Below are 20835 nucleotides of genomic sequence, written 5' to 3'. Positions count from 1 at the left end.
AGTTTAGTGCGAATATGACAAAAGCGGAAATACAACAAGTAAAACTAAGGTTCGGTATTATTGGTAACACTGAAGCCTTGACGCGTGCGATAGATGTTGCCATACAGGTAGCGCCTACCGATTTGTCCGTGCTAATAACCGGAGAGAGTGGTGTCGGCAAGGAAAGCTTTCCTCAGATTATTCATCAGTATAGCCGTCGTAAACATGGCCAGTATATTGCCGTGAACTGTGGTGCTATTCCTGAGGGGACCATTGATTCGGAACTATTTGGGCATGAAAAAGGGGCTTTTACAGGTGCTATTGGTGAGCGGAAAGGATATTTTGGCGAGGCCGACGGAGGGACTATCTTTCTGGATGAAGTCGGGGAGTTGCCTTTGCCTACTCAGGCGCGTTTGCTTCGTGTGCTTGAAAGTGGAGAGTTTATAAAAGTAGGTTCTTCCAAAGTGCAGAAAACAGATGTCCGTATTGTGGCTGCTACCAATGTCAATCTGACACAAGCCATTGCTGAAGGGCGTTTTCGTGAGGATTTGTATTACCGTCTCAATACGGTACCCATCCAGATTCCTCCTTTGCGGGAACGTGGAGAAGACGTGCTGTTGCTGTTCCGCAAGTTTGCAAGTGATTTTGCGGAGAAATATCGTATGCCTGCGATACAACTGACCGAAGATGCCAAACAGGTTTTGTTGTCATATTCATGGCCGGGTAATGTGCGCCAATTGAAGAATATCACGGAACAGATCTCCATCATTGAGACAAATCGTGAAATCAATGCTTCTATTTTGCGGACCTATCTGCCTGCCCAGAATACACAACGACTGCCGGCTTTGTTCGGTGTAAAGGCCGGGAAGAGTTTTGAAAGTGAACGTGAAATTTTATATCAGGTTCTCTTTGATATGCGGCAGGATGTGACCGAACTGAAAAAGCTTGTGCACGAAATCATGTCCGAACGCGGAGCTGTAGCTTCCAATGTTGGTACGTTTTATGCCCCGGCTCCTGTTGTGACGCCTCCGCCTTCTGTACCTGCCCTGATCCATCCGGTCAAGCCTAATTGTCCCGATGACGATGACATACAGGATACCGAAGAGTATGTTGAAGAGTCTCTTTCGCTGGACGAGGTAGAGAAAGAAATGATACGTAAAGCCCTTGAGAAACATCATGGCAAACGAAAAAGTGCGGCAAAGGACCTCAATATCTCTGAGCGTACCCTTTACCGAAAAATAAAAGAATATGGATTGGAATAAAAAGATAATGCGAATCTCACTACTGGTTGTCACGCTGGTAGTGGGCATCTCGTGTACTGTTTCTTATAAATTTAATGGTGGTAATATCAATTACGATAAGGTAAAGACTATTTCTATAGCCGACTTTCCTATAAAGTCGGACTATGTTTATGCACCGTTAGGTACTAAATTCAATGAAGATCTGAAAGATATCTTCCTTCGCCAGACTCGCCTGAAGCTGGTGAATAATAATGCCGACCTTCAGATTGATGGAGAAATCACCGGATACAACCAGTATAACCAAGCTGTTTCGGCCGATGGATACTCTTCTGAAACGAAGCTGACGATTACGGTAAATGTTCGTTTTGTGAATAATACGAACCATGAGCAGGACTTCGAACAGCAATTCTCGGCTTTCCGTGTCTACGACTCAAGAGAGTTACTGACAGCTGTTCAGGACGGACTGATTGCGGAGATGACCAAAGAGATTACAGATCAAATATTTAATGCAACGGTAGCAAATTGGTAATTGGGATGATTTCTGCTAATTTACAACAATGGATTCAGCATCCTGAAACGCTGAATAAAGATACTTTGTACGAGTTGCGGACACTTGTCACACGCTATCCTTATTTCCAGTCGCTGCGTTTACTCTATCTTAAAAATCTTTATCTGTTACACGATATCTCTTTCGGTGCGGAGCTTCGTAAAGCTATATTATATGTGGCAGATCGCCGGAAGCTGTTTTATCTGATTGAAGGTGAGAGGTATATTTTGAAGCCCCGTAAAAAGAATATGCCTTCCGAAGCAGAAGTGTTGGAGGAAGAGCCCGGTCTGGATCGTACACTCTCCCTGATCGATGCTTTTTTGGCCACTGTGCCTGAAGAGGTTTCCGGGCAGACAAGTCTGGACTATTCAACGGATTATACTACTTATCTGTTACAGGAAGATGAAGAAGATTCCGCTCCGGAACAGTCGGAGATTCCGAAACTTCGTGGGCATGAATTGATCGATGGCTTTATCGAGAGAAGTGAGGGAGAAACATCCATTCGTCTGCAGCCCGCAGCTAACAATGAAACGCTTCCCGTGGAAGAAGAGGGGGAGGCGCATCATGAAGAAGATGAAGATGATAGCTGTTTTACCGAAACATTAGCCAAAATATATGTCAAACAGCACCGATATTCCAAGGCACTTGAAATTATTAAAAAATTAAGTTTGAAATATCCAAAAAAAAATGCTTACTTTGCAGACCAAATCAGATTTTTAGAGAAATTGATTATTAACGCTAAATCAAAATAACAAAATGTACTTATTATTAGTTATCTTAATGGTTATTGCAGCCATACTGATGTGCTTCATTGTGTTGATTCAGAACTCAAAAGGCGGTGGTCTTGCTTCTGGGTTCTCGTCATCTAACCAGATTATGGGTGTACGCAAAACTACAGACTTTCTGGAAAAGGCAACTTGGGGCTTAGCTGCATTTATGGTTGTGATGAGCATTGCTACTGCTTATGTTGTTCCGACTTCTTCTTCTAAAACGCAAGATGTCATCATGGAACAGGCTCAGCAGGAAGAACAGACCAACCCGTATAACCTGCCTGTAGGTACTACTGCACCGAAGACGGATGCTGCTGCTCCGGCTGAAGCACCTGCAACAGAAACTCCGGCAACCCCGGCAAACTAACAACAGATTCTTTTTAAGAAACGATAAGTGAAGCTGCAATTTCAAACCGAAACTTGCAGCTTCACTTGTTTTTAGCCGTAAAATGTATCTTTTTGTTAGGCATACAAGGCGGATTTAGTTACCTTTGTTCGCTATAACACTTTTACTAACTTCTGAGTTTAAATATTACAATGACAGAACAATTGAGAAACAAACTGAGTGACTCCAAAACACTTCGTTGGAGTGTGCTCGCTCTGGTCGCTTTTACTATGCTTTGCGGCTATTTCCTTACCGACGTAATGTCTCCTTTGAAACCCATGCTCGAAAAAGAGCTCCTTTGGGATAGTTTGGATTATGGATTCTTTACCAGCGCTTACGGGTGGTTTAATGTATTCCTGCTGATGTTGATTTTTGGTGGTATCATTCTCGATAAGATGGGAGTTCGTTTCACCGGAATGGGAGCCTGTATACTGATGGTGCTGGGTTGTGGACTGAAATATTATGCTATTTCTACAACTTTCCCCGAAGGCGCTTTGATTATGGGCTTCAAAACTCAGGTCTTTCTGGCTGCTTTAGGATATGCTATCTTTGGTGTAGGTGTAGAGATTGCAGGTATCACGGTTTCCAAGATTATTGTAAAATGGTTTAAGGGCAAAGAGATGGCTTTAGCCATGGGACTTGAGATGGCAACCGCACGTATCGGTACTACTTTGGCAATGGTACTTACTGTTCCTATTGCCGATTATTTTGGCTATACGGATGAAAGTGGCAGTTTCCATACCAATATTCCGATGCCTATTTTGTTGTGTCTGATTATGCTGTGCATCGGTACTATCGCCTTCTTTATCTATACCTTTTATGATAAGAAACTTGATGCTTCTTTAGATGCTCAGGGAGAAGAACCGGAGGAACCGTTCCGTATGAAGGATGTTATGCTTATTGTTACTAATAAGGGATTCTGGTTGATTGCTTTATTGTGTGTATTGTTCTATTCCGCTGTCTTCCCCTTTATTAAATATGCAACTGATTTGATGGTGCAGAAGTATAACGTAGATCCTAAATTGGCCGGAAATATCCCAGGATTACTACCGATAGGGACCATCTTCCTGACTCCGTTGTTTGGTACTCTTTATGACCGTATCGGTAAGGGAGCTACATTAATGATTATCGGTGCCGTTATGTTGATTGGCGTACATACTTTGTTTGCGCTTCCTATCCTTAATGTATGGTGGTTTGCCACTGTAATTATGATAATTCTGGGTATTGCCTTCTCACTGGTGCCTTCTGCCATGTGGCCTTCTGTTCCGAAAATTATTCCGGAGAAACAACTGGGTACAGCCTATGCCCTGATTTTCTGGGTACAGAACTGGGGATTGATGGGTGTTCCTTTGTTGATCGGATGGGTACTGAATACTTATTGCAAAGGTCCCGTTGTAGATGGTGCACAGACCTATGATTATACTTTGCCTATGTCTATCTTTGCTTGTTTTGGTGTTTTGGCACTGATTGTGGCTTTGATGCTGAAAGCTGAAGATAAGAAGAAGGGATACGGATTGCAGGAAGCGAATATTAAGAAATAACAGAATATGGCAGACGCGAAAGAGAAAATAAATCTTTTGGATGTAATTCCTTTCCGTAGTGAGAATATTACAGCCGAAAAGGGAAGCGATGGTACCGTTACCATTGCTTTCCCCCGGTTTAAATATGAATGGATGCGGCGTTTTTTATTGCCCAAAGGAATGTCTCCGGATATTCATGTCCGGCTGGAAGAACATGGTACTGCCGTATGGGAGTTAATTGACGGGAAGCGGACTGTACGCCAGATTATTGAAGAACTTGCAGAGCATTTTGATCACGAAGAAAATTACGAATCGCGTATTACTGCTTATATCACCCAGTTGCAGAAGGACGGATTTGTGAAATTAGCAGTTACGAACTGACGGTGTTTGAAAAGCACAATTTAAGAAAATAAAAAAGGGGGTGTGCCAAAAATGAAGTGCACATGCCCCATTTCCATAACAATAGCCGCCAATATTTCCGAAGAAGGTTGTCGGTATGGATACCGAGATATTGTTCCGAGCGGTATGAGGATATCAGAAGGACATCCTCGTAAAACTTGCCGGAGCATAATCTTACGTTAGTGATTGCGAACGGACAGATGATGATGTTTAAACAGACACTTCATAACTTTTAACGCAGACTATCCTTGTCATGTAGAAGATGTCTCGTCGTCTGATATCGGTATCATGCCTTTTGAAAAGTCTCTATAATATCCGAAATGTTTCGCCCAATCCATAAAACGTGACAAATAACAGAAGCCGCCCGGAAATTCAATCCGGAAAGATGAAAATAAAAATCCGGCAAGGTTCCCACACTTAAAAATACTTTCTATCTTTGCAGTCGCTATGGCGAAGTATATCTTCTATATGTTATTAGGATTGTTCCTCATATTAAAGGTGGTGTCAGCCTCCGATGATATAAAGGAATACAAGGTGTCGCATACCATAGATATCCGGCATGTTTCCGGAAACCAGCACGGTTTGTTTGAGTTAGATCTGGATCGCCATGAAACAGGAATATGGTGTGGATCCTACAATGACAGGACGGACAGAGTCTGTATAGGAAATAACTTTTCGTTCCGTTGTATCTCCCCTTCCAAGATATTGAGGGACAATACAGCCTTGATCATTGCCAGAATGGTGAAATCTCTGAAGGTTTTACTTCCTGAAGAAAAAACGATCTCCTTTTCATTCAGTATAAGGCCTTTCAACTTCTCCTATAGATATTATGTCTATACACTGAGGCGCATTCTTATTTAGTGCTTTTTTTCTCTTTTCAAAGGGATCTTTATCTCTTTGTATCTTTCTTCTTATTTAAGCACTGATAAATGATACAAAATGGATTTTTTATTGGATTTCATTCTTCATGTCGATCAATATATGATTGACATCGTACAAGAATACCATACCTGGGCGTATGTCATCTTATTCTTAATTATTTTCTGCGAAACCGGTCTGGTGGTTACACCGTTCTTGCCGGGTGACTCCCTGCTGTTCGTGGCGGGTGCCATTGCTGCACTACCCGATATGCTTGTCGAGGTGAATGTGCTGGTCTTAATTTTATTTGCTGCTGCTGTTTTGGGGGATTCTTGCAATTATATGATAGGGTATTTCTTTGGGCGGAAGTTGTTCCGTAATCCCGATTCCAGGATATTCAAGCAGAGCCACCTTGAGAAAACACATGAGTTTTATAAAAAGTATGGCGGTAAGACTATTATCCTTGCACGCTTTGTGCCCATTGTCCGTACATTTGCCCCATTTGTGGCGGGAATGGGTAAAATGCACTATTACTATTTCATGCTGTACAATCTGACGGGCGGAGTGTTGTGGGTTGCCATTTTCTGCTACGCGGGATATTTTTTTGGAGACCTTCCTTTCGTACAGAAAAACCTTAAACTGCTGATTGTCGCTATCATAGTAGTATCAGTATTACCTGCTGTGATCGAGGTTATACGTGCCCGTCTGAAAACTCGTAAACAAACGAAATAATTTTAAATACACACATTTATGAAAAATTCTTTTTTTAGCAGATTTACACCCAAAGAACCCAAGTTTTTTCCTTTGCTGAAACAGTTGTCTGAAATACTGACTGCTTCATCGGAACTTTTAGTGGAAGGGATGAAGCATGATTCACCAGAAAAAAGGGCCATTTTCTATAAGCGGATCAAGGATATGGAACGTGAGGGGGATAAGCTTACCCATCGGATTCTGGACGAACTAGGAACCACTTTTATTACGCCATTTGACCGTGAGGACATCCATGATCTGGCTTCAGGTATTGATGATGTGATTGACGGTATAAACAGTTGCGCAAAACGTATTGCCATCTATAATCCGCATCCTATCTCCGAAAGCGGGAAGGAACTGAGCCGTATGATTCAGCAAGAGGCGGAATACATTGTCAAGGCAATGGACGAGCTCGAGACTTTCCGTCAGAATCCAAATACTTTGCGTGGATATTGTTCGAAAATGCATGATATTGAAAACCATGCGGATGATGTGTACGAATTATTTATCACCAAACTTTTTGAGGAGGAGAAGGACTGTATCGAACTCATCAAGATTAAGGAGATTGTGTACGAATTGGAAAAGACCACCGATGCTGCGGAGCATGTGGGCAAGATATTAAGAAGTTTGATTGTGAAATACGCATAAACAGGCATAACACATGGAACTATTAGTGATTATCATCGTATTGGCTCTGATATTTGATTACATCAACGGTTTTCACGATGCAGCGAATTCAATAGCCACTATTGTATCTACTAAAGTGCTGACTCCTTTTCAGGCCGTGATATGGGCTGCATTCTTTAACTTTTTAGCTTTCTTTATAGCCAAATACGTCATTGGGGGCTTTGGTATAGCCAATACCGTATCGAAAACGGTAGTAGAGCCATACATCACATTGCCCGTTATCCTGGCAGGGGTGATAGCTGCCATTGTTTGGAGCCTGTTTACCTGGTGGAAAGGTATTCCTTCGTCATCATCGCATACCCTTATAGGCGGTTTTGCAGGAGCAGCCATTATGGCTCACGGTTTTGAAGCCATTCAGTTGAATATCATACTGAAGATTGCGGTTTTCATCTTTTTGGCTCCTCTGATAGGCATGGTCATTGCATTCGGGGTTACTTTGCTGGTGTTTTATATCTGTAAACGGGCGCATCCCCATACTGCCGAGGTCTGGTTCAAGAAACTGCAGCTTGTTTCTTCAGCTATGTTCAGTATCGGACACGGATTGAACGATTCCCAGAAAGTGATGGGTATTATTGCCGCTGCCATGATAGCGGGACATTCTGAAAGTTTGGGAATGGGGATAAACAGTATTGATGATTTGCCGGACTGGGTGGCATTCTCTTGTTTTACGGCCATCTCACTGGGTACGATGTCCGGTGGATGGAAAATTGTAAAGACGATGGGAACCAAAATTACCAAGGTAACCCCTTTGGAGGGAGTCATAGCAGAGACAGCCGGTGCCTTTACGCTGTATCTAACGGAATATCTGAAGATCCCAGTGAGTACGACACATACTATTACGGGAGCTATCATCGGGGTAGGGGCCACTAAGCGGCTGTCAGCGGTTCGCTGGGGAGTTACCAAAAATCTGATGACTGCCTGGGTGCTGACCATTCCGGTAAGCGGATTATTGGCGGCGGCAGTTTATCTCATTGTAGCTTCTTTTTTGTAACTAGGATGGTATAATGACGAAGATATATTGTCACGGATCATATCCATATGTTCCGCTCTTTTTTGAAAAAGTGCCGTTATCCTGATGATAGGCAACTGAAAGTCCAAGTCTATATACTTCATGCAGAACACAGATTAATGAATCTTTTAAACATTAACATATATAGATAAATGAGTTTTAATATTGCAAGAAATCATAACCAGAAAAGAATTATTATCGCAGGTGGAGGATTCGGAGGTTTGAAACTAGCTGGAGAACTCCGGAAGTCTGATTACCAGGTCATTCTACTTGACAGGAACAATTACCACCAGTTCCCTCCGCTGATTTACCAGATCGCATCCTCCGGATTGGAGCCGAGTTCGATATCATTCCCTTTCAGGAGGATATTCAGGAAAAGGAAGAACTTTTATTTCAGAATGGCCGAATTGCGGGGGATTTATCCCGAAAAGAAAATAATTCAGACATCTATCGGAAAAATCGACTATGACTACCTGGTACTGGCCTCAGGCACAACCAGCAATTTTTTCGGGAACAGCCGGATCGAGGAAGAGGCCATGCCCATGAAGACGGTTTCCGAAGCGATGGGACTCAGGAATGCGTTGCTGTCCAATCTGGAAAGAAGTATCACATGCTCCACCGAACAGGAGAAACAGGAGTTGCAGAACATAGTCATTGTGGGTGGGGGAGCAACCGGAGTTGAAATTGCAGGGGCACTCTCGGAGATGAGGAAATATGTAATTCCGGCTGACTATCCGGATATGGACAGCAGCAGAATCAATATATTTTTGATAGAGGCTGCGGGTAGGCTACTTTCGGGCATGTCCGCGGAATCCTCCGCAAGGGCCGAGCAGTTTCTCCGCAATATGGGGGTTAACATATGCTTGCACAAGCGTGTAGTTGACTATAGGGACCACAAAGTGATACTGGAGGACGGAATGGCCATACCCACACGCTCTTTCATCTGGGTAAGCGGTGTAAAGGCAGTCCCGGTGGGCAACATGCCGGCAGAATGCATAGGACGTGGCGGACGCATAAAAGTGGACGCATTCAACCGAGTAGAGGGGGTCGAGAATGTTTTTGCAATCGGAGACCAGTGCGTAATGACTGCTGACAGGAAGTATCCGGAAGGGCATCCGCAGCTGGCCCAAGTAGCCATACAACAGGGGCGGTTACTGGCCGCCAACCTAAAAAGAATGGCAAGGAAAAAGCCGATGAGACCGTTCGGATACAGGGATCTGGGCTCCATGGCCACTGTAGGAAGAAACCGTGCGGTAGCGGAATTCAATAGGGTGAGGACACAAGGATTGATGGCATGGGTGTTATGGCTGGTTGTTCACTTGCGCTCCATCTTGGGAGTGAGGAACAAGGTCAACGTGCTGTTGAACTGGATGTGGAACTATTTCACCTATGACCAGTCACTGCGTATCATCGTATATGCGCGCAAGGCAAAGGAAATACGTGAGCGTGAGGAACGGGAGGCAAAGGCGCACTGGGGGGACGAGATGAAAGTCCCCAGACGATAAGTGCCCCGTATAAGGATAACAATCCCCGTAATCCTGGTTCGGAGAAAGGGTTACGGGGAATCGTACCATATAGCTCTGTGAAAAAAATGTCTGCAATAGTGGAAGTTTCTCGATCCTGGACCTCAGGGATTCAACTAGTGTGTCCGCCGGGATACTAGTTTATCGGTTATCGTGCTGATGGTGGCTCTGGGTAGTATAACCCGCGCCAAAGGGGACCTGAGCAGTTTGAACTTGGGGCTGATCTCCTCCATCCTGTCTTTCAAAAGAGGATATGCCGCCAATAAGTCCTTCAACAAGGTAGACGGGGTACTGGTTCTGTTCCGGATTTGTCGGGTAAGGAGGGGGGACCAGCCCCTCAATTGAGGGCAGGATTTTACGTAACTCGTCGTTTCCACGATAATAATACATGACAGAATACTCCGGGGGTAAATCGGGGCGTGAAGTGTCCATTATGCCGTTAAAAAGTTCCAGCATGCGCTGAATATCCTCCTTGCGGCACTCATTCTCCTCCCCTCCCTTCAGTTCCTGTTCAGCAAACGTTATTTCATATAGTTTCAAGACTACCACTTTCTCCTTAAGAAGTTTACGGGCATCTTCAAGAGAGAGCGTCCCGCAGTTATAAGAATTCTTTATATCAAGTATAGTCCTTAGTTTTGAGAGATCCGCTTCCGGTAAAAACTTCTTCATATCCTCCATATTTGTTCCATTTTATTTTTATAGCTTTTAATATCAACGGTTGGAATACCTGTTTTGATACCGAAGATTTTTCCGGTGCAGGGTGAACATTTTTCATCCTTTAGCCCTTTATAATGCAGTGGACGTATTCACCGGCCATCTGACGCATAATTGTAGTTTGAAATGGAAAAGCATATGAAAAAACTGGAACTGATGAGGTTGTGTCAGTTTTATGCTTTATTCTCCTTCTTCCCTATCTACTTTAATCAATCCTCCTGTAGCCGGATTGAAAGTAACTTGTACGGTCGATTTTTTATTGAAAAGAGCCGGAGCCAGATATTCAATTGTTCCGAACTGTGTAACGGGAAGTTCACCGTTAAACCATTCTTTTTTTCCTTCTATGAGCGTCACTTGCGCCTTACCGGGTACGTTATAAGCTATGCCGTCTACTTTCTTTTTGCCATCGTCTTCCGGTACATTGACTGTTTTCAGATTTTTCAGAGTAATGTAAACCGGTTCTCCTGCCAGATCATTATTGGCAACTATACCCAGTTTCCTGGAAAAGCGGAAGGCCACTTCGTTATCCATCTCTTTTTCCGGATTCAGGCGGATAGTAAATATCCGCTCGTCTTTATTCAGTGTACCTGAGAACATTTCGGTCATGGCAGCTTCCTGTTCTTCCAGGTTGGCAAGCATTATCTTCAGTTGTTCTCCGTCTTTAGGCATGTTGTCTGCCTGGCCGCGTACTAAGGCGTTTTTGCTTTCGCGGATGTTGTAGATTTCTTTGGCGACCAATTCAGCCATTTTAGCTGTAGAACCCGCCATCAGAATCTCTTCTGTCAGAAAATCGCGTGGATTTACTTTTTTTCTCAGCGTAGTGGCTGGTTGTATAGGTGCAGACTTCTTCGGACTTAACGGTACATTGATCGATTTAACAATACCGTCTTCGGTCAACTCTATCAACGGAGCCACTGTTTTGTCCTTCAGTTTGACGAAATAGGTATGGTCACTATCGGGGATACCGACAGATTTGGCTTTGACGCTGACCAGTTCCCAATATTCCTGAGGCTCTCCCGACACATCGGTCAGCCGCAGATAACGGTCGGCATATTTGCTGAATTCTCCCGGAGTGTATGTCACTTTATTGGCTTTGACTTCAATGTCGATTGCTGTTTTAGGAAGTGCATAGGTCACCCCGTAATCTTTTCCTCGGGTAACTCCTGCTGTAACTTCTGTCTGGGCATATGCCGAGGCAGAAAGTAACAGTCCTGTCAGTATAATTAGCTTTTTCATTTTCCGGTTTATTTTAACTGGTTTAAAAAACAAAGTTAATGAAGTTATTTGGAAAATCATAAGTTGTTAACCTTTATTCGCTTACCAGACGCCAGGCCATTGGCAGATAATTGACAATATCTCCGGCTGTCATACCGATAACGCCCTGCTTTTTGCGTGCGAAATCGCCGGCCAGACCGTGTACGTAAGTACCTATTTTAGCTGCTTCTTCAGCCGGGTATCCCTGTGTCAGTAAAGCCAGTACGACACCCGTCAACACATCTCCACTTCCGGCTGTCGCCATGCCCGGATTACCTGTGGAGTTGAAATAACATTTGCCCGAAGGGGTGATAATTGCTGAATAAGCTCCTTTTAATATAATATGTACTTTAGCGGTACGAGCCAGTTCACAAGCTTTCATCAGTCGCTCGTACGAATTCTGGCATTTGCCCACCATACGTTCCAGCTCCTTGGGGTGAGGGGTCAGAATGGAGCCTTTGGGGAGCGTGGTCAGTGCATGTCGGTGGTTGGCTAATATATTCAGTGCATCGGCATCCAGCACCAAAGGAGTCTGGCATCCACTGAGTTGCTCGAGCAATGCGGCTTCTGTTTCTTCTGAGCGTCCGATTCCCGGACCGATACCTACTGCCTGATAGTCATCTGTATCCGTGGGAAAAGCAAAGCAGGAATCACTGGCATCGAGTTCGATAATTGCTTCCGGGACGGAAATCTGTAGGATGTCATTGTTACGCATGGGTGCGTGTACAGTCAGCAACCCTACCCCCGAACGCATACAGGCACGGGCCGCCAGCACTGAAGCCCCTGCCATACCATACGATCCGGCAATCAGCAAGGCGTGTCCGAAATTTCCTTTGTGTGAAAAGGGGCTGCGGGGTTTGATCAAAGCATGTATCTCTTCTGCTTCCAGTAAGGCATAATTGCTTTCTGTTTCTTCGATGGCTTCATGGCTGAGGTTGATATCCAGCAATTTCCATTCACCAACGAATTCGGCATTCTCTGCGAAGAGAAAAGCCAGTTTGGGCAATTGCAGGCTCAGTGTCAGATGGGCACGGATGATATTGGCTTTTACGTTAAATGTGTTTTCTTCTCCCATCAATCCCGAAGGGATGTCGATAGCAACCACTGTAGCAGGCGATGCATTGATATATTTCACTACAGCCGCGAAACCGCCGCTTAACGGTTTATTGAGTCCCGAACCAAAAAGTCCGTCCACTACCAAATGATCCATTGTCAGGGTAGGAGGTACGAATTGTGTGCTTACTTCACTGAACTTCACATTATCCATCATTTCCACCAATTCTTTGTTGGTCTGACAGTCGGCTGACAGTTCTCCTTTCGGGTTGAACAGATAGGCTTCAACCTTATATTCCTTTTCCGCCAGCATGCGGGCCACGGCAAGGGCATCTCCGCCGTTATTACCCGGTCCCGCAAATACCGTGACAGGAGTTGTGATGTCCCAACGTTCAGTGATGGCTTTTGTCAGTGCCTGCGCTGCCCGTTCCATCAGGTCGATCGATGCAATCGGTTCATGTTCTATGGTGTAAGCATCCAGTTTTTTGATGCTGCTACTTGGAAAAATCTTCATGGTGAACTTTTATTTTAAGTTTTTTGACCCACAAAGATAGCAATTAATATACGAAATCAGGAACTTCTTTTTCTTCTTCTTTTTTTCTGAATGCGCCTGTTTTTCCGTAGTTCTCTCTACGATAACGTTGGTGCAGATAGATAAATGAACATACGAAAGCGACAAAACAAATCACTCCTACATAGCCGGCCATCAGGTTGTAGAAAGTAGTCCAGTTAATGTCAGGTGAAAAGAATTCCTTGACAGCCAATACGATAACCGTACCCGTATAACCGAGAAAATCATTCATGGCAATAAAGAAACCTACATTACCCCGGATTTTAAAGCATGCGATGAATCGGTCGAAGAAAATGGTCTGAAAAGTGAGAAAAGCCAGATAAAGACAGAGGCTCTGAATGAATAACCAGACAATAGCGTTTAATTGCAATTGTTCGTAGCCAAATGAAACCACTGCCATCACTACCATGCTGATGATGATCAATCCCAGTAATATCGATAATGCTTTCAAGTTGCTTCGTACAAAAACCATCAACCCGAAAATGACAAGGATAATGATAGTTACTACGCTGTCTACCTGAGCAAACATCCACGAAGAGTATTGGGATACATCGATAATCTTCACCAGGAAGTCTTCTTTGATATCCCTTAAGATTGTCAATACTACATTGGCAATGAAGAGCAGGGTGAGAAATGGCATAAAATTCTTGAAGATATCCCAACGCTGTTTGCCGTTCAGTGTCTCCCGTTTCGATTTCATGGCTATATCTTCGGCCGTGGGTTGTGGGAGCCGGTTCAGAGAATAACCCAATAGGGCGAGTATGGGTAAAGCAATACCTCCGATCAGAGCCGGCATCCAGAATTCACTTATGTTTAAAGTGTCCATAACAAACAAGCCGGCGGACTTAGCTGTTCCCGAGCTGATAACCATACTGACACCCAACAGGCTGGCGAGTATGTCCGTCATGCGGCGTCCTTCTATAAAACTAAAAATGATTCCCCACATACATCCCAATGAAAGACCGTTCAGAAACATAGCTCCTATATTATAAGGTGCAGGTAGTAGTCCGAACAGTATCAACGAAGCTTCTGCCAGTACAATGGAGATCAGGATGAATTTCATCCGGTTTTCCCGTTTCAACTCTGAAATAAGTTTGATCCCAATGAACTTGGAAAGTACGTATCCTAATATCTGTGCGATAGTGACCACTACTTTATAATCCATTCCAAATGCCTCAAGTCCATCGAATCCGGCAGCCGTATAAGGCTTTCTTAGTGCATAAACCAGTGAGTAGGAGAGCAATGCAGCACCACCTGCCCAAAGAATGAAAAGGAAATCGGAAAGTTTCTTTTGTGAATTAGTTTTTACTTGTTGTACATTGTCCATAACATCTGCTTGTTGTTTTCTGGCGCAAAAATAGGTCCCTCGTATTACAGACCTGTTACTGAATATATGAATATTTATTATTAATAGATATTGATAATGAAAGAGTTATGTTGTAATGTTTATGTAACATTTATGAAATAGAAACGAAATTCATGCTGTGCTTCTATCGAATAAATTCCCTACTTTTAGGTATTGCCTGTTTATGTGGAATCTGTAACTTTGTTTGCGAAACCAAAACAAATAATAAATGAAAAGGAAAAGCCTTATTAACAGAATCTTGCAGAATGTCCGTAAACCCGAAGGATTCTTTGGAAGAATGATACTCTGGGGAATGAATCAGGGACATGCTTCGTTGGCTCATTGGGGAATGTCTTGTATGGAGTGGCATCAGGGATGGAACGTGCTTGATATAGGTTGCGGTGGTGGTGCCAACCTGGCGCAAATCCTTAAATATTGCCCGCAAGGTAAGGCTTTTGGCATAGACATTTCACCGGAAAGTGTTGCTTTTGCGCGAAAAAGAAACAGAAGGCAACTTGGTACACGTTGTTTTGTAGAGCAGGGGAGTGTCGATCAACTTCCATATTCCGATCACAGTTTTAATGTGGTCACCGCTTTTGAGACCATTTACTTCTGGAGTGACTTACAGCATACTTTTACTGAAGTGGCACGTGTCTTGAAGCCTGGCGGTGCTTTTCTTATCTGTTGCGAAATGAGTGATCCGACGAATGAAGTATGGACCAGTCGTGTCGAAGGAATGGTGGTGTATTCCGATGATCAGCTGAAGACTATTCTTGTTAATGCCGGTTTTACCAATATAGCCATGTACCGCCGCAGAAAAGAGGAATTATGTATAATAGGGCATAAGAAGATGATGCAGTTGTAAAGGATACCGATGGTTAGCTTACTATTGAATGTATTAACAATGTTAATGGTAAGAAGAGAAGTTTAATTACTTACCGATAACTTATTAACTTCGTATTTTTATGAAGTTAATATCCTATGGTTACGAAGTTAACTTTAACACTGTGTTAAAGTTAACTTCCTATAATCATTTTATTAATACCCTGTTTGCAGGAAATCAGATGATTATATGTTTGTTGTTTAGTTCAGGTAGAATCATCCTTTTACATTTAAAATATGAAGTTGTCAATTTATCAAGTTAGCATTAATACTTCTTGTTACTTAATTAAATGCTTGTTTTTATATTTTTCTATAATACATATATTATAGTACTTCCCTTCTTTATGAAGATTTGAATTATACTTTTGATTTACATGGGTATAGCCATGTTTTGTGAAAATAATCTGTGAAAAGTTTTGGAGACTCGAAAGAAGGTTTTACCTTTGCAACCGAAAATATATATGCGTGTGAATACTCCTTTTTGAATCGAATATATATTTCAAATAAAATAATTCAACGTATCAGATGGTTCTCAAATCTGATGCGAATACTTTTTCTATATCCAATCATTAAAAAACTTAATTTTTAAACTGCTGAGGATCAGACTTCTTTTTTGAGAATTTTTGTTTTTAACAAATTTTTATTTCTACTCATTATTCAAACTTATTCTTACGGACGTAGCGTTGGAGGCAACAGATAACGATAAACATTGGTATGTCGTATTGACACGAACTAATTCGGAACGTAAAGTTCGGGATTATTTTCAGTTACAGGAAGTAGATACTTTTCTCCCTGTTCAAAGTCGTGTCATCGAACGTGAAGGAAAGCGCATCGAGCGTGAGCGCCTTCTCTTGCCTCGTATGGTTTTTGTTCGCATCTCTCGTCAGGAAATGTTTGCCGTGCGAAATACCCTGAATGTATACGACTTCCTTCGCGATCGTTCTACCGGGGCTCCTACCTGTATTCCTGATAGGCAGATGGCTGATTTTCGTTATATGCTCGATTATTCCCATGATCAAGTTATTCTGACCGGTGAAACCATTCCTCAGGGAACTCGTGTAGTAGTAGCTAAAGGTGACTTGCAGGGCTTACGTGGTGAGTTGGTCCGCTACAATAATAAATATCACATTTTAGTGCGTATCGATATGTTCGGTAGCGCCATGGTGACTATTCCGGCCAGTTACGTCCGAAAGGATAAATAAAAACTATAAATGTAAAGAAAATGCCATTATATGTAATGGCGATAACAATATATGTAACGGGTAATAACAATATATGTAATGTCCCGTTACGTCATTAGACACAATTCTCTTTTATATAAGTCAAAAACCGAAGAAAGAATCGACGAATCATAATTCATTCCTTTTTAAAATGAAAAATTCTCTGTGTAACTCTGTGTCCTCTGTTGTGAAAAAGCTTCTGGAGTATGGTGAGGACGGTACTCCTGTCTATGTGAATGAACTTACTGCGTTAAATCAAGAACTCCGTAATTTGTGTGCCGATCTTCTTTTCCGGAAGGGGGAATCTCCCGAAGAAGAAGCAGAAATACTTGTCACTTTGTTCAAGGGTTACAATACCATGCTGTTTAATGTCTCCGCAGAGAATGAACAGGTTATTCAAGAGTTATTGGATCGTTCAATGGCTGTTTTAGAGAAACTTCCTGCCTCTGTTTTGAAATGTCAGTTACTGTTGGAGTGCTTTGAGCAGACGGGAGATGAGGAGCTGATAGGAGAAGCTAAGAAGTGCATTGAATAGTTGAAATCAGTGGCTTTATGCTATTGTGGTAAAAAAAATGATTCTTATATATTGATAATAAGACAATATAATTTGAATGTCTCTAAAAGATAAAACAGTAAGTAGTATTGTATGGAGTGGTATAGAACGATTTTCTACTCTTTTCATACAATTAGTCTGTACTATAATTATAGCGAGATTATTAACACCAGCTGATTTTGGCTTAGTTGGTATGTTAACTATATTTATTTCTTTAGCTCAGACTATTATTGATAGTGGATTTGGGCAAGCTTTGATACGGAAACAAGATGCAGATCAAGTTGATTATTCTTCTGTTTTTTATATTAATTTGGTGTTAGGAATAATTGTATATATTGTATTATTTCTATGCTCTAGTTCTATCGCATCTTTTTATGATATGCCAGAATTAGAATTGGTGTCTAAAATTTCTTTCATCGTACTACCAGTAAATGCTTTAGGATTGATTCAATATACTATCTTATGTAAAAAAATAGATTTCCGATCAATATCTCAAATTACAATCTATTCTAGTATTTTATCCGGTATTTTGGGTATATGTATTGCTTTTTATTTTCAGAATGTTTGGGCCTTAGTAGTTCAAAGTGTATCTTTTTATATTTTTAGGACAGCTTTATTATGGTTTATAAATAGTTGGAAACCATCGTTGGAGTTATCTTTTAACTCTATAAAAGCAATGTTTGGTTTTTCAATAAATTTATTATTGACAGGATTAGTAGGAAGCTTCTTTATGAATATTTATAGCCTAGTGATTGGTAAGTTTTATACTCCAACGGAATTAGGATATTATTCTCAGGCTGATAGAATTCAAAAAATTCCTGCTACAAGTATAACTGAGGTTATTCAAAGAGTTACTTATCCTGTCTTGGCAACAATACAGAATGAAGATGAACGCTTGAGAGAAAGTTATCGAAAAATAATAAATATGGCCATATTTATTATTACCCCATTGATGACTTATTTTATATTAGTAGCGCCTGAATTCTTTGACCTGATATTGACAGATAAATGGAGAATAGCTGCTAAATATTTTCAAATTTTATGTTTAACGGGTATTTGTTATCCTCTAAGTTGTATTAATTTGAATATATTGACAATTAGAGGGAAGACAAAGTTGTTGTTCTATCTAGAGTGTTTAAAAAAAATATTGTTACTGGTAATATTGATTATTAGTATACATTTTGATATAATAGCAGTTGTTTATGGACAGTTATTGTATGGCATATTAGCTGTAGTATTAAATCTATATTTTTGTGGTAGAGAGATAAAATTAAGTATAAAACAGCAATTATTGGATGTCTTTCCTGTTATTCTTTCTACCTTTCTTATGTATTTATGTGTCTTTTATTTACAGCATTATCTTAAGGAAACCCCATTGATTATTTATCTTTTAATCTCGTTATTGGTTGCTCTGATTAGTTATTTCTTAATCTCTTATACTTTTCATATAAAATCTTTGAATGAAGTGAAAAATATTATCTTAATAAAATTGAATAAATGAAAAGGGTGATAACTTATGGTACATTTGATTTGCTTCATCAAGGGCATATCAATTTGCTAAGACGTGCAAAACAGCTAGGGGATTATTTAATAGTTGGAATAACTTCTGACAGCTTTGATAAGGAACGGGGAAAATTGAACGTTTGTAATAATGTTTTGGAGCGTGTTGAAGATGTACGAAAGACTGGACTTGCCGATGAAATTATTATAGAAGATTATGTTGGTCAGAAAATAGATGATATACAAAAATATAATATTGATATTTTTGCTATAGGATCTGATTGGCAAGGGAAATTTGATTATTTAAAAGAATTTTGTGAAGTTGCATATTTACCGCGCACGAAAGGAGTCTCTTCTACGATGCTTAGAGAAAAGCAACAAAAAAATTATAGACTAGGAATTATTGGAACTGGACGTATTGCAAAAAGGTTTGTGACAGAGATACAGTATGTTAGTGGCGTGGAACCTTATTCTGTTTTGAATCCTAATATGGAGGAGGCTAAATCATTTGCTAAGAAATATAATATATTAGAGGTATATTCTGATTTTAATAGTTTCATTCGGAAAATTGATGCTGTATATATTGCTTCTCCCCATCTTACTCATTATGCATATATAAAGCAGGCACTATTAGCTGGTAAACATGTCTTATGTGAGATCCCTATGGTTTTATCTGCTCGGGAAGCTCAAGAGTTATATTTATTAGCTGAAGAAAAAAAACTAGTTTTGTTGGAAGCGAATAAAACTGCACATTGTCCAGCTTTTACACATTTAGTAACGTTAGTTAAAAGTGGAGTAATTGGTGAAGTTGTAGATATTCGTTCTTCTCTGTCCAAACTATTGCTGGGAAACTTACGAGAATTGGATGTTGAACAGGCTGGTGGAAGTATAACGGAATTGTCCCCTCTGCCTTTATTATCAATAATTAAAATATTAGGTAAAGAAATAAGAAATATGCACTTTTATTCAAAATTACAAAATAATGTCGATATTTTTACTAAGGGTGTCTTTAATTATGATACAGCTATTGCAACGATAACATTAGGACTAGGAGTTAAGACAGAAGGTAATTTAGTAATTTCAGGTACCAAGGGATATGTCTATGTTCCAGCTCCTTGGTGGAAGACAGATTATTTTGAATTGCGCTTTGAAGACCAGAATCTAAATAAAAAATATTTTTATTCATTTGATGGTGAAGGTTTGCGTTATGAACTTCAAGAATTTATTTCAATGATAACTAATTCCCGATTGAGTTCTTATAGATTAAGGAGAAGTGAGTCTATTTTAATAGCATCTGTTATTGAGAGTTATAGGAAAGGTAATAATGTTATAATTATGAAATAAAATGAAAAATGCTATTGTTACTGGAGGAACAAAAGGAATTGGACTTCAAATAGTAAAGGATCTTTTAGCAAGAGAATATTTTGTTTTTCTTAATTATGCGAATGATGATCAGACTGCATACTTAATAGAACAAGAATTGAATAAGATTAGTTCAAACTTTAAAATAGTGAAGGCGAATCAAGCAAACATGGAAGAGTTTGACTCTTTTATCACATTGATAAAAAAGAAGGTGACTGCTGTTGATTGTATTATTTGTAATGCAGGGGAAACATTACGTAAGTCAGCTATGTCCATAACAAATGATGAATGGGAAAGAGTTATGCAAGTTATTGTTAACTCACATTTTTATTTAATTCGTGAGTTATTCGAATTGATATCATCTAACTCTCGAATTATATTTATTGGATCTATGATGGGAATTTATCCACATAGTGTTTCTTTACCTTATGGAGTTGCTAAAGCAGCTATCCATGCCTTAGCCCAAAATTTGGTGAAAGTGTTTCAGGGGACTGGCACTACTATTAACACTATAGCTCCAGGTTTCGTAGATACAGAATGGCAAAAAAGTAAAGCAAAAGATCTGAGGGATAGAATCTGTCAAAAAACAGCGTTAAAACGATTCGCAACTGTGGAGGAGGTTGCGTCAGCCTGCATGTTTTGCCTTGAAAATGATTTTGTGAATGGAAGTGTTTTAGAAGTTAATGGAGGATATTGTTTTGAATAGATATTGC

General features: G+C 40.7%; 20 protein-coding genes. 16 read left to right on the top strand and 4 right to left on the bottom strand.

Annotated features, from left to right (window positions below; genetic code table 11):
* Positions 1-14: 14 nt before the first annotated feature.
* The 10 genes from JZY04_RS11310 to JZY04_RS11265 all read left to right on the top strand — a co-directional run bounded on the left by JZY04_RS11310 (position 15) and on the right by JZY04_RS11265 (position 9650).
* Positions 15-1241 carry a sigma-54-dependent Fis family transcriptional regulator gene (locus tag JZY04_RS11310; protein ID WP_005775824.1) on the top strand — a complete coding sequence of 409 codons (1227 nt, stop codon included), beginning with the start codon at positions 15-17 and terminating at the stop codon, positions 1239-1241.
* Entirely contained in the window at positions 1228-1749 is a 522-nt protein-coding gene (gene lptE / locus JZY04_RS11305) for an LptE family protein (RefSeq protein WP_005775825.1), read from the top strand. Before JZY04_RS11310 ends, lptE begins: the two co-directional genes overlap by 14 nt.
* A 5-nt stretch (positions 1750-1754) precedes the next feature.
* Positions 1755-2519, top strand: coding sequence for a hypothetical protein (locus tag JZY04_RS11300; RefSeq protein ID WP_005809945.1), 765 nt, complete (start codon positions 1755-1757; stop codon positions 2517-2519).
* Between the two features lie 4 nt (positions 2520-2523).
* Complete coding sequence (secG, locus tag JZY04_RS11295) at positions 2524-2904, top strand: preprotein translocase subunit SecG (protein WP_005775827.1); 381 nt, start codon at positions 2524-2526, stop codon at positions 2902-2904.
* Between the two features lie 170 nt (positions 2905-3074).
* Positions 3075-4463 (top strand): MFS transporter, encoded by a 1389-nt coding sequence (locus JZY04_RS11290; protein WP_005775829.1) that lies wholly within the window; start codon positions 3075-3077, stop codon positions 4461-4463.
* 6 nt (positions 4464-4469) lie between these two features.
* Positions 4470-4823 carry a PqqD family protein gene (locus JZY04_RS11285; RefSeq protein ID WP_005809943.1) on the top strand — a complete coding sequence of 118 codons (354 nt, stop codon included), beginning with the start codon at positions 4470-4472 and terminating at the stop codon, positions 4821-4823.
* A gap of 957 nt (positions 4824-5780) precedes the next feature.
* Positions 5781-6431 carry a DedA family protein gene (locus JZY04_RS11280; RefSeq protein ID WP_122142851.1) on the top strand — a complete coding sequence of 217 codons (651 nt, stop codon included), beginning with the start codon at positions 5781-5783 and terminating at the stop codon, positions 6429-6431.
* An 18-nt stretch (positions 6432-6449) separates the two neighbouring features.
* Complete coding sequence (locus JZY04_RS11275; RefSeq protein ID WP_122142850.1) at positions 6450-7097, top strand: DUF47 domain-containing protein; 648 nt, start codon at positions 6450-6452, stop codon at positions 7095-7097.
* A gap of 13 nt (positions 7098-7110) precedes the next feature.
* Entirely contained in the window at positions 7111-8127 is a 1017-nt protein-coding gene (locus JZY04_RS11270; RefSeq protein ID WP_122142849.1) for an inorganic phosphate transporter, read from the top strand.
* 170 nt (positions 8128-8297) lie between these two features.
* Positions 8298-9650, top strand: coding sequence for an NAD(P)/FAD-dependent oxidoreductase (locus JZY04_RS11265; RefSeq protein ID WP_122142848.1), 1353 nt, complete (start codon positions 8298-8300; stop codon positions 9648-9650).
* A gap of 159 nt (positions 9651-9809) precedes the next feature.
* Here the strand turns inward: JZY04_RS11265 and JZY04_RS11260 are convergent, their stop codons facing one another.
* The 4 genes from JZY04_RS11260 to JZY04_RS11245 all read right to left on the bottom strand — a co-directional run bounded on the left by JZY04_RS11260 (position 9810) and on the right by JZY04_RS11245 (position 14587).
* A complete protein-coding gene (locus JZY04_RS11260; protein ID WP_181996436.1) occupies positions 9810-10337 on the bottom strand; it encodes a hypothetical protein in 528 nt (175 codons plus the stop codon).
* 225 nt (positions 10338-10562) lie between these two features.
* Positions 10563-11618, bottom strand: coding sequence for a DUF4831 family protein (locus tag JZY04_RS11255; protein ID WP_005775831.1), 1056 nt, complete (start codon positions 11616-11618; stop codon positions 10563-10565).
* 73 nt (positions 11619-11691) lie between these two features.
* The gene (locus tag JZY04_RS11250; RefSeq protein ID WP_122142847.1) at positions 11692-13203 is read right to left on the bottom strand and encodes an NAD(P)H-hydrate dehydratase; all 1512 of its coding nucleotides are present in this window, start codon (positions 13201-13203) and stop codon (positions 11692-11694) included.
* Positions 13204-13246: 43 nt separating this feature from the next.
* Positions 13247-14587, bottom strand: a complete 1341-nt coding sequence (locus tag JZY04_RS11245) for a DUF5690 family protein (protein WP_122142846.1) — start codon at positions 14585-14587, stop codon at positions 13247-13249.
* A 247-nt stretch (positions 14588-14834) separates the two neighbouring features.
* Here JZY04_RS11245 and JZY04_RS11240 point away from each other — a divergent pair, with 247 nt between their 5' ends.
* The 6 genes from JZY04_RS11240 to JZY04_RS11215 all read left to right on the top strand — a co-directional run bounded on the left by JZY04_RS11240 (position 14835) and on the right by JZY04_RS11215 (position 20828).
* The gene (locus JZY04_RS11240) at positions 14835-15470 is read left to right on the top strand and encodes a class I SAM-dependent methyltransferase (protein ID WP_005809936.1); all 636 of its coding nucleotides are present in this window, start codon (positions 14835-14837) and stop codon (positions 15468-15470) included.
* A gap of 700 nt (positions 15471-16170) precedes the next feature.
* A complete protein-coding gene (locus JZY04_RS11235; RefSeq protein ID WP_122142845.1) occupies positions 16171-16689 on the top strand; it encodes a UpxY family transcription antiterminator in 519 nt (172 codons plus the stop codon).
* 169 nt (positions 16690-16858) lie between these two features.
* Positions 16859-17242: a UpxZ family transcription anti-terminator antagonist gene (locus JZY04_RS11230; protein WP_122142844.1), complete on the top strand. Its 384-nt coding sequence runs from the start codon at positions 16859-16861 to the stop codon at positions 17240-17242.
* 76 nt (positions 17243-17318) lie between these two features.
* The gene (locus tag JZY04_RS11225; protein ID WP_122142843.1) at positions 17319-18761 is read left to right on the top strand and encodes a lipopolysaccharide biosynthesis protein; all 1443 of its coding nucleotides are present in this window, start codon (positions 17319-17321) and stop codon (positions 18759-18761) included.
* Complete coding sequence (locus JZY04_RS11220; protein WP_122142842.1) at positions 18758-20104, top strand: Gfo/Idh/MocA family oxidoreductase; 1347 nt, start codon at positions 18758-18760, stop codon at positions 20102-20104. The genes JZY04_RS11225 and JZY04_RS11220 overlap by 4 nt, the downstream gene beginning before the upstream one ends.
* A 1-nt stretch (position 20105) precedes the next feature.
* Entirely contained in the window at positions 20106-20828 is a 723-nt protein-coding gene (locus JZY04_RS11215; RefSeq protein ID WP_122142841.1) for an SDR family NAD(P)-dependent oxidoreductase, read from the top strand.
* Positions 20829-20835 lie beyond the last annotated feature (7 nt).

It is taken from the genome of Bacteroides sp. 11BF (assembly GCF_019633765.1).
Lineage (GTDB): Bacteria > Bacteroidota > Bacteroidia > Bacteroidales > Bacteroidaceae > Bacteroides > Bacteroides hominis.
The sequence above is the reverse complement of the archived record's forward strand: the minus strand, read 5'-3'. Positions and strand labels throughout refer to the sequence as shown.

Excerpts from the sequence above, each read along its gene's own strand:
- JZY04_RS11310 (WP_005775824.1), top strand. The coding sequence starts at position 15 with ATGACAAAAGCGGAAATACAACAAGTAAAACTAAGGTTCGGTATTATT.
- lptE (WP_005775825.1), top strand. The coding sequence starts at position 1,228 with ATGGATTGGAATAAAAAGATAATGCGAATCTCACTACTGGTTGTCACG.
- JZY04_RS11300 (WP_005809945.1), top strand. The coding sequence starts at position 1,755 with ATGATTTCTGCTAATTTACAACAATGGATTCAGCATCCTGAAACGCTG.
- secG (WP_005775827.1), top strand. The coding sequence starts at position 2,524 with ATGTACTTATTATTAGTTATCTTAATGGTTATTGCAGCCATACTGATG.
- JZY04_RS11290 (WP_005775829.1), top strand. The coding sequence starts at position 3,075 with ATGACAGAACAATTGAGAAACAAACTGAGTGACTCCAAAACACTTCGT.
- JZY04_RS11285 (WP_005809943.1), top strand. The coding sequence starts at position 4,470 with ATGGCAGACGCGAAAGAGAAAATAAATCTTTTGGATGTAATTCCTTTC.
- JZY04_RS11280 (WP_122142851.1), top strand. The coding sequence starts at position 5,781 with ATGGATTTTTTATTGGATTTCATTCTTCATGTCGATCAATATATGATT.
- JZY04_RS11275 (WP_122142850.1), top strand. The coding sequence starts at position 6,450 with ATGAAAAATTCTTTTTTTAGCAGATTTACACCCAAAGAACCCAAGTTT.
- JZY04_RS11270 (WP_122142849.1), top strand. The coding sequence starts at position 7,111 with ATGGAACTATTAGTGATTATCATCGTATTGGCTCTGATATTTGATTAC.
- JZY04_RS11265 (WP_122142848.1), top strand. The coding sequence starts at position 8,298 with ATGAGTTTTAATATTGCAAGAAATCATAACCAGAAAAGAATTATTATC.
- JZY04_RS11260 (WP_181996436.1), bottom strand. The coding sequence starts at position 10,337 with ATGAAGAAGTTTTTACCGGAAGCGGATCTCTCAAAACTAAGGACTATA.
- JZY04_RS11255 (WP_005775831.1), bottom strand. The coding sequence starts at position 11,618 with ATGAAAAAGCTAATTATACTGACAGGACTGTTACTTTCTGCCTCGGCA.
- JZY04_RS11250 (WP_122142847.1), bottom strand. The coding sequence starts at position 13,203 with ATGAAGATTTTTCCAAGTAGCAGCATCAAAAAACTGGATGCTTACACC.
- JZY04_RS11245 (WP_122142846.1), bottom strand. The coding sequence starts at position 14,587 with ATGGACAATGTACAACAAGTAAAAACTAATTCACAAAAGAAACTTTCC.
- JZY04_RS11240 (WP_005809936.1), top strand. The coding sequence starts at position 14,835 with ATGAAAAGGAAAAGCCTTATTAACAGAATCTTGCAGAATGTCCGTAAA.
- JZY04_RS11230 (WP_122142844.1), top strand. The coding sequence starts at position 16,859 with ATGAAAAATTCTCTGTGTAACTCTGTGTCCTCTGTTGTGAAAAAGCTT.
- JZY04_RS11225 (WP_122142843.1), top strand. The coding sequence starts at position 17,319 with ATGTCTCTAAAAGATAAAACAGTAAGTAGTATTGTATGGAGTGGTATA.
- JZY04_RS11220 (WP_122142842.1), top strand. The coding sequence starts at position 18,758 with ATGAAAAGGGTGATAACTTATGGTACATTTGATTTGCTTCATCAAGGG.
- JZY04_RS11215 (WP_122142841.1), top strand. The coding sequence starts at position 20,106 with ATGAAAAATGCTATTGTTACTGGAGGAACAAAAGGAATTGGACTTCAA.